This window comes from Desulfovectis peckii, from assembly GCF_055391705.1.
Window position 1 is genome coordinate 15,009 of record NZ_AP042409.1, and the last position, 14,038, is coordinate 29,046.

Annotated in this window: 11 protein-coding genes and 1 riboswitch; all 11 genes read left to right on the forward strand. The window is 46.2% G+C overall.

Going from position 1 to position 14,038, the window contains the following annotated elements; all coding sequences use genetic code 11:
- Positions 1-138 precede the first annotated feature (138 nt).
- The 11 genes from ACZ5NG_RS00055 to secA all read left to right on the forward strand — a co-directional run bounded on the left by ACZ5NG_RS00055 (position 139) and on the right by secA (position 14,003).
- Positions 139-2,349: a S8 family serine peptidase gene (locus tag ACZ5NG_RS00055; RefSeq protein ID WP_464252004.1), complete on the forward strand. Its 2,211-nt coding sequence runs from the start codon at positions 139-141 to the stop codon at positions 2,347-2,349.
- A gap of 497 nt (positions 2,350-2,846) precedes the next feature.
- Positions 2,847-4,424, forward strand: a complete 1,578-nt coding sequence (gene murJ / locus ACZ5NG_RS00060; protein ID WP_464252005.1) for a murein biosynthesis integral membrane protein MurJ — start codon at positions 2,847-2,849, stop codon at positions 4,422-4,424.
- A gap of 68 nt (positions 4,425-4,492) precedes the next feature.
- Positions 4,493-4,735, forward strand: a complete 243-nt coding sequence (locus ACZ5NG_RS00065; RefSeq protein WP_464252006.1) for a YlmC/YmxH family sporulation protein — start codon at positions 4,493-4,495, stop codon at positions 4,733-4,735.
- A gap of 62 nt (positions 4,736-4,797) precedes the next feature.
- Positions 4,798-4,900: riboswitch (SAM riboswitch) on the forward strand.
- A 508-nt stretch (positions 4,901-5,408) separates the two neighbouring features.
- Positions 5,409-6,593: a methionine adenosyltransferase gene (gene metK / locus ACZ5NG_RS00070; RefSeq protein WP_464252007.1), complete on the forward strand. Its 1,185-nt coding sequence runs from the start codon at positions 5,409-5,411 to the stop codon at positions 6,591-6,593.
- A 111-nt stretch (positions 6,594-6,704) separates the two neighbouring features.
- A complete protein-coding gene (locus tag ACZ5NG_RS00075; RefSeq protein ID WP_464252008.1) occupies positions 6,705-7,079 on the forward strand; it encodes a hypothetical protein in 375 nt (124 codons plus the stop codon).
- A gap of 73 nt (positions 7,080-7,152) precedes the next feature.
- Positions 7,153-8,334, forward strand: a complete 1,182-nt coding sequence (locus ACZ5NG_RS00080) for a GAF domain-containing protein (RefSeq protein ID WP_464252009.1) — start codon at positions 7,153-7,155, stop codon at positions 8,332-8,334.
- Positions 8,335-8,448: 114 nt separating this feature from the next.
- Positions 8,449-9,177, forward strand: coding sequence for a ComF family protein (locus tag ACZ5NG_RS00085; RefSeq protein ID WP_464252010.1), 729 nt, complete (start codon positions 8,449-8,451; stop codon positions 9,175-9,177).
- A gap of 265 nt (positions 9,178-9,442) precedes the next feature.
- Positions 9,443-9,640, forward strand: a complete 198-nt coding sequence (locus tag ACZ5NG_RS00090) for a cold shock domain-containing protein (protein WP_464252011.1) — start codon at positions 9,443-9,445, stop codon at positions 9,638-9,640.
- Positions 9,641-9,781: 141 nt separating this feature from the next.
- Positions 9,782-10,582, forward strand: a complete 801-nt coding sequence (locus ACZ5NG_RS00095) for an ankyrin repeat domain-containing protein (protein WP_464252012.1) — start codon at positions 9,782-9,784, stop codon at positions 10,580-10,582.
- A gap of 144 nt (positions 10,583-10,726) precedes the next feature.
- Positions 10,727-11,257 carry a ribosome hibernation-promoting factor, HPF/YfiA family gene (gene hpf, locus ACZ5NG_RS00100; protein WP_464252013.1) on the forward strand — a complete coding sequence of 177 codons (531 nt, stop codon included), beginning with the start codon at positions 10,727-10,729 and terminating at the stop codon, positions 11,255-11,257.
- A gap of 106 nt (positions 11,258-11,363) precedes the next feature.
- Positions 11,364-14,003 (forward strand): preprotein translocase subunit SecA, encoded by a 2,640-nt coding sequence (secA, locus tag ACZ5NG_RS00105; protein WP_464253072.1) that lies wholly within the window; start codon positions 11,364-11,366, stop codon positions 14,001-14,003.
- Positions 14,004-14,038 lie beyond the last annotated feature (35 nt).

A 14,038-nucleotide genomic window follows, 5' to 3' on the forward strand; every position in this document is an offset into this window, starting at 1 on the left:
TATTAAAGGATTTAATTTCTTTTCGTCGAAAAAATTACTGTATGCCTGTTACAAAATGTAAGATTACTACGTCTTAATATATACGCATAGAGAAATTAGATAAAAATTTAGAACTAAGCGCTTTTGTGGGGTGTTTTTGTGTTTTTATTAAAAGCAAGCAGAAAGATTATCGTGCTGACGCTAATCTGCCTGCTGTTATTTGGAATTACTGCCTCGGTTGAGGCAGAGGTAATTGCCGCCAAACCGGAAAATGATGTTGCCGGTATTGCGATGGGTGTACCTTTGGTCTGGAATAATCCGGATTTTTTTAATGATATCGGTTTAGGCCTTACCGGTAGCGGCCAGATAATTGGTGTTTGCGATACCGGGCTTGGTAATGGCAATATGGACGATTTACATATTGATTTGCAAAATAAAATAATTGGGGTAAAGGATTACAGCGGTGACGGTTGGGATGATCCCTTTGGCCACGGCACCCATATCGCAGCCTCTATTGTCGGCAGCGGTACTGCCTCCAGCGGGCATTTGAGGGGTATTGCTCCCGATGCTCGCTTGTATTTTCAAGCCACTCATGAACAAGCGAGCAACAGTTTAAAAATTCCTGATGTGTATGAAATGCTGGCTGATGCTTATGCAAATGGCGTGCGCATACATTCTAACAGCTGGGGTATTGGTGACAGTAACGGTGCGTATGACCGATATGCCCATTCATTGGACAAGTTTGTTTGGGAACACCCTGATATGGTGGTGCTGAAGTCGGCGGGTAACTTTGAAGCCGGCATGTCATCGCTGGTAACTTCCCCCGGAGCGGCAAAAAACGCCATTACGGTAGGGGCGACGGAGAGCCCGCGCGGCATTGACAGCGATTCGGACAACCCATACCAAGTGGCTTCCTTTAGTAGCCGGGGTACCGCAGACGGCCGCATAAAACCGGATTTGGTGGCTCCGGGAACTTGGGTGCTTTCGGCAGCAAAATCTTCAACGTATTCTTATCTGTCCGGAACCAGTATGGCCAATGGGATGGCTACCGGGGCAGCGGCTTTGACCAGGCAGTATTTTACCGACGTCAAAAAGATAAATCCTTCAGCAGCATTGATTAAGGCGGCATTAATTTACGGGGCCAAAGAGCTGCCGGGGGAGCCGCGGCAAAATCAAGGTTTTGGCATGATTGACCTGCAGGCTTCGCTGATGGGGCTTGAGGATGGTGCCACCCAGTATCGTGACGGTGTGGAAATTAAAACCGGTTCCGTTTATCGTTATAAGTTTAATGCCTCGGGGCAAGCTCCGCTGCGTATAGTGTTGGTGTGGAGTGATTATCCCGGACGGGTGGGTAAAGAAAATGCGTTGGTTAATGACTTGGACTTAAAAGTAATTACCCCTGACGGCCGGGAATTATGGGGAAACAGTGTTATCGGCGGCGACCGCAAAAACAATGTGGAAGTAATTACGCTTAATAAACCGTCTGCCGGTGAATATACAGTTGAGGTTAAAGGGACAAGAATTTCCCAAGGACCGCAACGGTTTAGTTTAATTTATGGGCCGGTGCCGCTGCGGGGTACCGTGAAGCACACAGCTCATGGGGTGCAGGTAAGAACTATTGAGGGCAATGTGCTGGATATTGATCCCCAACTAACCGTTCAACTGGTTAGGAATGACCGTTTAGAAAAAACGGTACTTAGTAATCTGCCTGCCGAAACCAGTATATATTATTTGCCGCAAAGTCCGGATGCCGGCGAACTAAAAGGCTTGTACAATACCGGCTATGCTACATTGACCGGGCGGTTGATTTTAGAAAAAGGTACGGTTTATTTAGATACGCGCAATCATTGGGCGGCAAAGGTAATATCAAAAATGTCGCGCTTAAATATAGTGGGCGGATACCCTGACGGCACATTTCGTCCGGATACACCGATTACCCGGGCGCAGTTTGCCGCCCTGCTGGTGCGGGCGCTAAAGTTGGTAGAGTCACCCAGTGATGCGGCCGTCTTTAAGGACGTGCCGGCAAATGCCTGGTACCGAGGGGCCGTGGGTGCGGCAGTAAACGCCGGCTTGGTGGTAGGTTACACTGAACGCACTTTTGGCCCAAACGACCCGATTACCCGGGAGCAAATGGCAGTAATGGTGGCCCGGGCGGTATACGGCGGAAATATCAGCTATAGCGCTGAAGACACTACGCTGGATCGGTTTGCTGACTTGGAGAAAATTAGCCTGTGGGCGCGTCCGTCGGTTTCAATGATGGTGCAGGATAATTTTTTAGGCGGCCGCAGTGAAAATATGTTTGTTCCCCAAGGCACCACAACCAGGGCAGAAGCCGCCGCAGCATTGGAGCGAATATTGGATAGGTTGTAGTGGGGGAAATTTCCATTAAGGTTGTGGGGAATGGCCTTGGCCATTCCGTTGAAGAAAAATTGCATTGATGGTAGACGGGCAGGGATGGAAACCTGCCCCTACAGGCCATATGCAATATTACCAATAATACGTAGGGGCCGGCTTCCACGCCGGCCCGCGAAGGAAACCTTGTATCCGTACGAACGGATAGGCATGTTTCCTGCCCCCACACAAAGGTGGTGTTACCGAAATGTAGGGAAGGGTCTTGACCCTTCCGCCTAGTTATCGCAACGGAACGGTCAAGACTGTTTCCTACACTTGGTTTCTGTAAAAGTTACATCAATGGCTGAATGAAAATATTATTTAATGAACGTTACATTTACGCGAACGGCATTTGTCGTTCTATTTTATTTTTGTTGCTGCAGGAAAATAGAAACTGCTGTTGAATACTAATTAGTTGCTTTACGGTAAATAATGTATAATAAATAATTATGACAAACTTTACTGGAGGTAGCAATGTGACTTCAACAGGACGAGCAATTGCCCGGGCTACCGTGGTTATTGCTGTAATTAACTTATCATCTAAGCTCTTGGGTTTTGTTCGCGATATGGTAATCGCCCGGGAATTTGGCGCTACCGGAGCTACCGACGCTTATTTGGTGGCTTACACCATTCCTTATGTGCTGATGAATATTTTAGCGATTGCCTTATCTACGGTGGTGGTGCCGATATTCAGCGAATATGCGGCAAAGGATCAAAAAGCGGAGGCATGGAAGCTTTTTGCCAATGTTACTAACCTAACCGCCTTGGCTTTTGCCATATTGTCCGGCTTGGGCATGCTGGGGGCACCGCTTTTGGTGAAAATTATTGCCCCCGGGTTAAGTTCCGAAATATCTCAGCTTACTGTGGCCTTGACGCAAATTATGCTGCCCATGCTGATATTTATGGGGGTATCAACCTTATTTAACGGCTTATTAAATGCGAATAACGTTTTTGCCCTGCCGGCATTAACCACTGTTGTGGCAAACACGGTGGTAATTATCTCTACCCTTACTTTAGGTAAAGTACTTGGGATTCACGGGGTAGCTTGGGGTACAGTGTTAGGTGTGGTATTTGGCCTCATTATTCAGCTGCCCAAGCTTTACCGGGTTGGTTTTCGTCCCCGGTTTGACTTTGATTGGCGTAATCCCGGTGCCAAAAAAGTAATGTCTATGATGTTACCGGTGGCCTTTGGGGTGTCGGTAAACCAGCTGTATATCATCATTGACCGTATGCTGGCTTCCGGTCTGGCGGAGGGCAGTATCTCAGCGTTAAACTATGCAAATAAATTGATTCTGCTGCCCTTGGGTTTGTTTGTGATGGCCATTGGGACTGCTTTTTATCCAACACTGACGCGTCAAGCGGTTGATCCTTCCGCCGGCGATATGGCGGTCACATTGCGAGGAGCCTTTCGCATGGTGGTGCTGCTTTCGCTGCCTGCCGGGGTAGGTTTGTTTGTGCTGCGTTATCCGATTGTGCAGCTGCTTTTTGAACGGGGTGCATTTGATGCCCTTGCCACTGAAATGACTGCTTATGCATTGATGTTTTTTAGCATTGGTTTAGTGGGGCAGTCGGTGAATGTAATTTTAACCAGAGGTTTTTATGCTTTGCATGATACCCGCACGCCGGTAAAATTAACCGTGGTGACGGTACTGATTAACCTTGCTTTTAGCTTAATGCTGATTGGTCCACTGCGCCACGGCGGCTTGGCGCTGGCCAACTCGATTGCCGCGTTAGCTAATACAACGATGTTGAGTTGGTTTTTGGCAAAGAAAATACAAAAGCTTTGGAACAAGAAAATGATACTTTTTGCATTTCAAGTACTGCTGGCCAGCGGTATTATGGGTGTAGTTGTGCATTATACCAATAATTACCTGCAGGCTGCGCTTGTAAGTTTAGGATCGCTGGGCCTGTTGATACAGGTAGCAATGGCAATATCGGCTGGGGTTATTGCATATGCTTTGGCGGCACTGGTGCTGCGGATAGATGAAACCGCTTTATTTATAAAGTATGGAAAGCTTTTTGCAAGCCGACTGATGAGGAAAAAAACTGCTTAACAAAATAACAGAAAATATGTCACCCTTTATATTTACTCGACATATGTTGGGTAGAAGGGGGTGGCAGCGTGTTTAAGGCAACCGAATTGGCAAAGAGGGATATTATTAATATTAACGACGGAAGCAAATTAGGCGCCGTTGTAGATATGCACTTTGATATGGGTACAGGGCGGATTACGGCAATTGTGGTGTCTCCGTCTCGCAAAATGGGAGTGTTCCGTGCCGGACGAGATTTAGTTATACCTTGGGAGAAAATTATTAAATTTGGTCGTGATGCAATATTAGTTGAAATAAATCCCTTGCCAAAATAAAATATATTTTGACATTGATGTTATGTTCTGTTAATATATTCACTGAATTTAATAATGGTGTTTTCTCATCAAGAGTGGTGGAGGGACTGGCCCAATGAAACCCGGCAACCTACTTACGGAAGGTGCCAATTCCTGCGTGGATAAATAGCCCACGAGAGATGAGCTACTTATGCCGGAATAAATCCCTCCGTATGCGTGGAGGGGTTTTTTAATGTGAAATAATGCAACGATGCTTACTTGTTTTCTTAATTTGAAACGTTTCTTAGGCCGTCCAGGCATTTACGCTTCTCAAACACGCCGGCACATAAAATTGAACGAGCTCCGCCGCCTTTGGGTGCCTGGCGGCCGTGTACTTTCATCCTAAATTTTTAATCAGATGAAAGTGAACTCGCTGACGCTCAAACAGTCCTCGGCGCTAATCGTCGTTAGCAATGCTCTTTGAATTAGCCGGCTAATTGAAAGCATAAGGTCAAATGGCCTGGGCGGCCACCAGCGCAGTTGCTTTATGTGCGAGAACCCTACATTGAAAGGCTAAATTCATTGGTACATAATCGGCCTCGCAATGAGGACAAGCTAATTATATTAAGGGAAAAACAGTCTTACATGTTTTAAAGGCTGATTTAACAAGGGTGCTGCCCTTTTTAAACATATTAAATTAAGGAGGTATACGCATTTGGCTAAGATGCTGTTTACATCGGAATCGGTTACAGAAGGACATCCGGATAAGGTAGCCGACCAAATATCTGACTCAATACTGGATGAAATACTAGCTAAAGACCCTAACGCAAGGGTAGCCTGTGAAACTTTTGTTACCACCGGTTTAGTGTTGGTGGGAGGCGAGATTACTACTGAGTGTTATGTGGACATTCCTAAAATTGTGAGAAATACCCTTTTAGATATTGGCTATACCCGAGCTAAATTTGGTTTTGACGGTGACACTTGTGCAGTAATTACCGCCATTGATGAGCAGTCACCCGATATTGCTCTTGGCGTGAACAAAGCGTTGGAATCAAGAGAGGGATTGACTGAAGACGAGCTGAATTCTATCGGTGCCGGCGATCAGGGCATGATGTTTGGGTTTGCAACCAATGAAACACCGGAACTGATGCCCATGCCGATATCACTGGCGCATAAATTGGCCCGTCGGCTGGCCGAAGTACGCAAAAATGGGGAGCTGGGCTATCTGCGGCCGGACGGTAAAACCCAGGTAACTGTGGAATACGTTGACAACAAGCCGGTGCGGGTTGACAGTGTAGTTGTTTCTGCTCAACATCACCCTGATATAACTCAGGAAACTATTCGTAAGGATATAATTGAAAAAGTAATTATGCCGGTGCTGCCAAAAGAACTGGTAGATGGGCAAATTCGCTATTATATTAACCCAACCGGGAAGTTTGTTATCGGTGGGCCGCATGGTGATGCCGGTTTAACCGGGCGGAAGATTATCGTTGACACTTATGGCGGTTTTGCCCGTCACGGCGGCGGTGCCTTTTCCGGCAAAGATCCTACAAAAGTAGACCGCAGCGGAGCATATGCTGCCAGGTATGTTGCTAAAAACATTGTTGCCGCCGGGCTGGCCGACCGCTGTGAGATTCAATTGGCTTACGCCATTGGGGTTGCCAGGCCGTTATCTATTATGGTTAATACTTTTGGCACCGGTAAGATTTCTGAAGATCGTTTGGTTGAGCTGGTTAAAAAGCATTTTGATTTGCGCCCGGCAGCAATTATTCGTGATTTGGACTTGCTCCGCCCGATTTACCGGCAGGTAGCCGCTTACGGGCATTTTGGCCGTCCGGATCTTGATCTGCCTTGGGAGCGCACAGATAAAGCAGAAATTTTGCGTGCAGATACTTTGTAAAAGGGTTGCATGTGGGAAAGTAAACAGTAGATAGTGTGTCCGGTTTCCATAAAGTGGCCCGGCACCGTATGTTGCCTACGTACATATTCTGCAGTATGGGGGTGATTAGCGGTGCCGGGTCAATTTTATGTGGCGGTCGTGGCGGTATCCTTTTTCTGCTGGCTGGCGGCGGTGATATATGCTTATAGTTGCTCGCCGCAGGCAGACAAAGGGATAGCGATACTGCTGCAGGATCAGGCGGAAGAGGTGGAAGGCTTTATCCGCAGCATTATAAAAAAACATCACACCGGTAATTTAGTGCTGGTAGATACCGGTAGCAGTGACGAAACGGCAGAAATATTAAAACGGATGGCACAGCGCTTTGGTATGATATTTATAGAAGATAGAAAAGGCAGCTGCCCGGGGCAATTGCACTGTTTTGACGCTCGCAATTTTCACGGGAAGGATTTAATAAATTTAGAATTTTTTAAACAATTCTTGTCTTAACAAAAAAAGGAAGTATCCGACAAATGTCGAACTAACAGAAATAGTATTTTATGTAACTGAGAGGATTAGAATTATGCGCAAACGCAATATTTTATATGTTTTATATACCTGGTCGGTAATTATAGCTGCGGTTTATGTGCTGTATAAACTTTTTCCCACCCTTGATATTGATGCCGGTAGGGAACTTTTGGTTATGGCCGCTTTAATTATTGTAGCCGAGTGGTTTGCAGTAACCTTTCCCCAAGGCGCGGTTTCTGCCGGTTTTGCAGCGCTGTTAGCCACATTTATCATTTACGGCGGGGCGGAGGCGGTTTATGTGGCAGGCTTATCTACGCTGGTTGGACAGGGCATTGTCAACCGCGGTAACCCGCTGCGCACCATACTTTTTAACGCTGCACAGTACCTGTTAGCCACTTATGCCGCCTTTTTTGTTTTTAATTTCGTTGGCGGGGCCGAGGCGGCAGGTTTAACCGGCAATTTTATACCGCTGATGATGTTTATTATCAGTTACTATATAACTAATCATTTATTGGTTTATTTATATCAACTGCCTCGGAAAAATATTTATCCCACGGCAAATTGGCTTGATGCTTTGAGGTGGGATGCCTTGTCTTATTTAATTACCGTTCCGGTGGGCATGCTGATGGTGTTGTTGCATGGCAGTACCAACATTCTTGGGCCGGTGCTATTATTCTTACCGATTATCGCGGTACAGCATATTTTAAAAATGTACATTAACTTAGACCTGGCTAACCGTGAACTTACCGCCCTTTATCATATTTCCGTCCGCTTGGCGATTACCGATTTGGACAAGTTGTTAGACCTGATTTTAAAGGAATATAAGCGGATTGCCGGTTACCACAGTGCGGTGATTTATGTATGGCGTGAAGATAAGGGCTGCTTTGTGCCAATGGCGGTGAACAGTCCTTTTGCCCATCAGCTAAAAAAGCTGGCGGTGTATAAAGGAGAAGGTATGGTCGGGTTGGCGGCTGAAAACCAGGAGGACCTGCTGGTGCAGGATGTGCGTCAGCGCCCGGAGCTTAGGGCCGAACCGGGGCTGCCCCGGATAATGCGGTCGTTGATGGTGGTGCCATTGGTGTCTGACAGCGGGGTAGTGGGGATAATTGTGGTCGGCAGCAGGCAGGCAAATGGTTTTGATCGTCATCATTTGCACGTGTTGAAGGTTATGGCCGGGCAAGCGGCGGTGGCGGTTTCCAATGCCATGTTATCTAATCGCCTGCGCTTGTATTTTTGAACAGAATAAAACGTTGTTGTTGCCGGTCTGCCAAAGAAGGTTGCGATAAATGCAACTGCGATGGAGGGCGCCAAAGAACCTTCCCCTGTTTCACAAGTTAGGAGGGCAAATCAAATGAATTATTGGGATGCCCTGCTTAATTTAATATTTCCGCCGCGGGAGGAATGCCCGCTGTGTGGAGGCCGTTCTAAAGGGGCGAAGATTTGTCAGCCATGCCTTAATTGGCTGGAGGAGAAAAGGCGCGGATTGTATTGTTGCCGTTGCGGCCGCCCCATAACCCATGGCGGGTATTGCCAAGACTGTACGGTACGAGAGTGGCCTTTTAGCTTTGCCCGGGCGGTAGGGCCTTATGAAGGTCCGCTGCGTCAGGCGGTGCACCGTTTTAAGTATGACGGCAAGCGGCATTTGGCGGAGCCCCTGGGGCAATTGATGCTGCAGAGAATTATTGACGATCCCGTCTACCGTCGGGCAAATATTGCCGTGCCGGTTCCGATGACGGCTAAAAAAATGCGGCGGCGCGGTTTTAATCAAGCCCAATTGTTGGCCCGGGTAGTAGCCGCCGGGCTGAACATACCTTTGCAGGATATTCTGCAAAAAACGAAGGAAACCAAAGCCCAGGCAAAACTGGCTCGACAGCAAAGGGAGCTGAATTTGCAAAATGCCTTTATTTTAAAGGACAATGCCAACCTTTGGGGAAAGACGGTGTTACTTATTGACGATGTTGTTACTACCTGTTCTACAGCATCAGCTGCGGCTGCGGTATTGCGACAGGGTAATGCAGCCGATGTAATAGTGCTAACCTTTGCTGCAACACCAAAAACAATAAACTTCCGACAAAACTAATGCTTACACTTGGCATATGTTGACAAAATGTTTGCTTTAAAATAAAGTTACCCACAATAAAAAGGCTTGTTTTTATGGTTATTAACAGACTTATTCACATTATCCACAGCTTTATACCCACAATACGGCATTTAGAAAAAATTTTTTCGACATAGCAGATGCAATAGCTGTCGAAGCGGAAATTTGACAACGAAAATGTCGATATGATAGAATAAACCACCTGTTACTTTACAGGTGATTTTCAATTTTTTAGGAGGAATGTTTTGTGTTAGGAACAGTTAAGTGGTTTAATGCTAAAAAAGGTTTTGGTTTCATTGAAACCGAAAATGACGGAGATGTATTCGTTCATTATTCTGCCATTCAGGAGGAGGGCTATAAGACGCTGGAGGAAGGCCAGCAGGTTGAATTTGATATTGTAGAAGGTACTCGCGGGCCACAAGCCGCTAATGTAGTTAAACTTTAATTGAAAATTACAATACCCGGCATTTTTATAGATGTCGGGTTTTTAAATTTAACCCAATTTAAAAGCTATTATTATTTATCGCAAATAGGCATATAATAAGCAAACAATGCGAAATACATATCAGAAGCCGAGGTGATGCCGATGAAAAGACTGCTTGCATTGTTGCTGACAGTATTAATGTTGTGCACTGCTTGTGGTCGTAGCCCTGAGCAGGCGAAAGAAGAGTTAAAAGAAAAGAACGTTCCCGTAACGTTAGAATCATTAAAACAAAAAGTAGAAAGCGGTGATACCGATACCGTTTCTTTGCTGCTGGATGCCGGCTTGGATCCTAATGCTAAGATCAACGATGCCGGAGATACGCTTTTAATGAAGGCGGCAGATAAAGGGGATACCGCGACACTAAAGGTGTTATTAAACAAAGGTGCCAATGTAAATGTTAAAGATAAGTATGGTTGGACGGCACTGATGGAGGCGGCTGAAAGGGGTCATACCGATGCAGTGAAGGCCCTTTTAAATAAAGGGGCGGATGTTAACGCGGCCAATAATGCCGGTGATACTGTTTTAATGTATGCCGCTACCCGCGGCCATACCGATGTGGTAAAACTGTTGTTGAACAAAGGGGCGGATGTTAATGCCAAGGAAAATAAAGGTGGCAGTAACGCCTTAATGTGGGCGGCAGCACGCGGACATACAGATATTGTCAAGCTGTTGTTAAATAAAGGAGCAGATGTTAACGCCCAAGACAATGACGGGAATACTGCACTGATGGACGCCGCCGCAAGAGGCCACGTTGAAACTTTAAAAGTGCTTTTAGATAACGGCGCTAATGTTAATGCGAAAAATAAAAAGGGAAAAACCGCTTTGGACTATGCGCTTGATGAAGAGCAAACCAAAGCGGCGGACATCTTAAAAAAAGCCGGGGCTAAACCCGGTGACAAGTAATTCGTAATTTTTATTTCGGGCACTGAGCTTTCAATGTGCCCTTTGTTTATGTTAATATATACCTAAACATTTCCCATGGCAACATTTTCTTTTATAACCAAAAGGGGAATAGTATACCTATACTCTAGTAAAGGAGTTGGTACAATGAACATCATTGTAAGAGGGAAAAACATTGAAGTAACACCGGCGCTTAAGGATTATGTTGAAAAGCGTATTGGTAAACTGGAAAAGTTTTTTGACGGTTTTGAGAACGCTCAGGTTAAGCTGGCTGTTGAAGGTGAGCAGCACAAGGTTGAGGTAACAATGCCGTTAAATATTAATGGCTTAATCTTAAGAGGGGAAGAAGCTACCGGTGATATGTATGCTTCTATTGACCTGGTTGTAGAAAAACTGGAAAAGCAAATTGAAAGGCACAAAGGCCGCCTGTTTGAAAAGCGCAAGAGCTTGGATGTAACAGCGGCAGCACCTTCAGAGGAAAGCGAAGACCAAGGTCCGAAGATAGTTAAAACCAAGCGGTTTGCCATTAAGCCGATGTCAGTGGATGAGGCAGTGCTGCAGATGAGTTTGTTAGGACACAGCTTTTTTGTATTTACTAATGCCGATACTGATCAGGTAAACGTAGTATACAAGCGTAAAGACGGCAATTTTGGCTTAATTGAGCCGGAATTTGAGTAAAACGCCCTACCTTGCAACTTAACTACCGATAGTGTAAAATAAAGTGATACGGTATGATAGACGAGGAACCTATTTAGGTTCCTCTATTTAGTGCGAGGTGGATATGGTGCTTAGATTTTTAAAGAACCTGTTAGATGATAATGCCCGTGAAATAAAAAAATTAGAGCGGGTTGTTGAAGATATTAACAGTTTTGAACCGAAAATAGAAGCTCTGTCAGATGCTGAACTGCAGGGCAAAACTGCCGAGTTTAAAACTCGGCTGGAAAACGGCGAAACACTTGATGATATTTTACCGGAGGCTTTCGCCGTCGTGCGTGAAGCGTCAAAAAGAGTACTGGGAATGCGTCATTACGATGTGCAGTTAATGGGCGGCATTGTGCTGCACCAAGGGCGGATAGCCGAGATGAAAACCGGTGAAGGTAAAACGCTGGTGGCTACGCTGCCGGTATATTTAAACGCGCTGACCGGTAAGGGGGTTCATGTTGTTACCGTCAACGATTATCTGGCTCGACGTGACAGTGAGTGGATGGGTCAGATTTATCGTTTTCTTGGAATGTCGGTGGGTTTAATTATACACGGCTTGAACTGGGAGGAACGCCGACATAGTTACCGGTGCGATATAGTCTATGGCACAAACAATGAGTTTGGTTTTGATTACTTGCGGGACAATATGGCTTTGCATCCCGACCAATTGGTGCAAAGAGAGCTAAATTATGCTATTGTCGACGAGGTAGACAGCATTTTAATTGACGAAGCGCGTACGCCGCTGATTATTTCCGGTCAGGCGGATAAGCCGACGGATCTTTACTATACCATGGCGAAATTAGTGCCTAAGCTGAAAAAAGATGAAGACTATACCGTAGATGAAAAAGCTCATTCTGTCGTGCTTACCGAAAAAGGAATTAGCAAGGCGGAGCAGCTTTTGGGGGTAAATAACCTATATGATGACGAAAACACCGAAATCAATCACCACCTGCTGCAGGCTTTAAAGGCACACGCCTTAATGAAGCGGGACCGCGATTATGTGGTTAAGGACGGTCAAGTGATTATCGTTGATGAATTTACCGGTCGGTTGATGTTTGGCCGCCGCTACAGCGATGGCCTGCATCAGGCTATTGAGGCTAAGGAAGGGGTTAAAATTGAGCGGGAATCCCAAACCCTAGCCACGATTACCTTCCAAAACTATTTCCGGATGTATAAAAAGCTTGCCGGCATGACCGGTACCGCTTTAACCGAAGAGGATGAGTTTCGCAATATTTACGGGCTGGATGTAGTGCCGATTCCCACCAATAAGCCGATGATTCGAAAAGACTTGCCGGACTTGGTTTATAAAAATGCCAAGGCTAAATATGAGGCGGTGGTGGAGGAAATTGTCCGACGCCATGCCAAGGGTCAGCCGGTGTTGGTTGGTACGGTATCGATTGAAAAATCCGAGATGCTATCAAATATGTTGAAAAAACGGGGTGTTCCGCATCAGGTGCTGAATGCCAAACACCACGAGAAAGAGGCGGAAATTGTTGCCCAAGCCGGCCGCTTAAATGCGGTAACAATTGCCACCAACATGGCCGGCCGCGGCACGGACATTTTGCTTGGCGGCAACCCGGAATTTATGGCTCAGGCAGAAATGCGTCGCCGCAATCCCAATATTAGCTTGGCTGAAATGGAAAAAGACCCGCAGTATCAGGAACTGCTGAAAAAGTTTAAAGAGCAAACGGATGCGGAACGGCAAAAAGTAATAGAATTAGGCGGCCTACATATTATCGGTACCGAACGACATGAAAGCAGGCGGATTGATAATCAGCTGCGCGGTCGTGCCGGGCGCCAGGGTGATCCCGGTTCCAGTCAGTTTTATGTGTCCCTGGAAGACGATTTAATGCGCCTGTTTGGTTCGGATAATATTGCCGGCTTAATGGATCGCCTGGGCTTGGAAGATGACGTGCCCATTGAGAATAAGATGGTTACCAAATCCATAGAAAATGCGCAAAAACGAGTGGAAAGCCGCAACTTCAGTGCCCGTAAACATGTGCTGCAATATGATGACGTGATGAATCAGCAGCGGGAAGTTATTTACGATCAGCGGCGCCGGGTGCTGTTGGGCGAAAATATGAAGGATCACGTAAAAGACATGATTGCCGGCACCGTGCAGGAAACGGTGAATATATACTGTCCGGAAGGTGTTTATCCGGAGGAATGGGATCTCGAAGGCTTGTTAAAACGTGCGGATCAGCTTTTCCTGCCCGGTCATGATCTAAAAGTAAGTGACATTAGCGACCCGGATTTGCAGCGCGAGGATCTGGTTGACCTGCTGCTGGAAAAAAGTTATCAGGCATATGAGAAGCGGGAAGAAGAAATCGGTGCCGATATGCTGCGGGAAATTGAGCGCATGGTAATTCTGCGGGTGGTTGACCAGAAGTGGATGGATCATCTCGATGCCATGGATCAGCTGCGTGAAGGCATAGGGCTTAGGGGTTACGGCCAAAAGGATCCCGTTGTTGAATATAAAATTGAAGGTTATGAAATGTTCCAGAACATGATTGCTGCCATTCATGAAGATGTGGTGCGCTACATTTTCCGGGTTAACGTAGCACCCCCGCAACAGGAACAACAGCGGCGTAATGTAGTAGAGAACAAATATCAAGAAGAGGGCTCCCAAAAGCCTATCAGGCGAGAGCAGAAGGTTGGCCGCAATGACCCCTGTCCTTGTGGCAGCGGCAAGAAGTATAAAAAATGCTGCGGCAGAAACTAAAAATGGCTTTGGGGCTGGAATTTTTTAAATGGGAG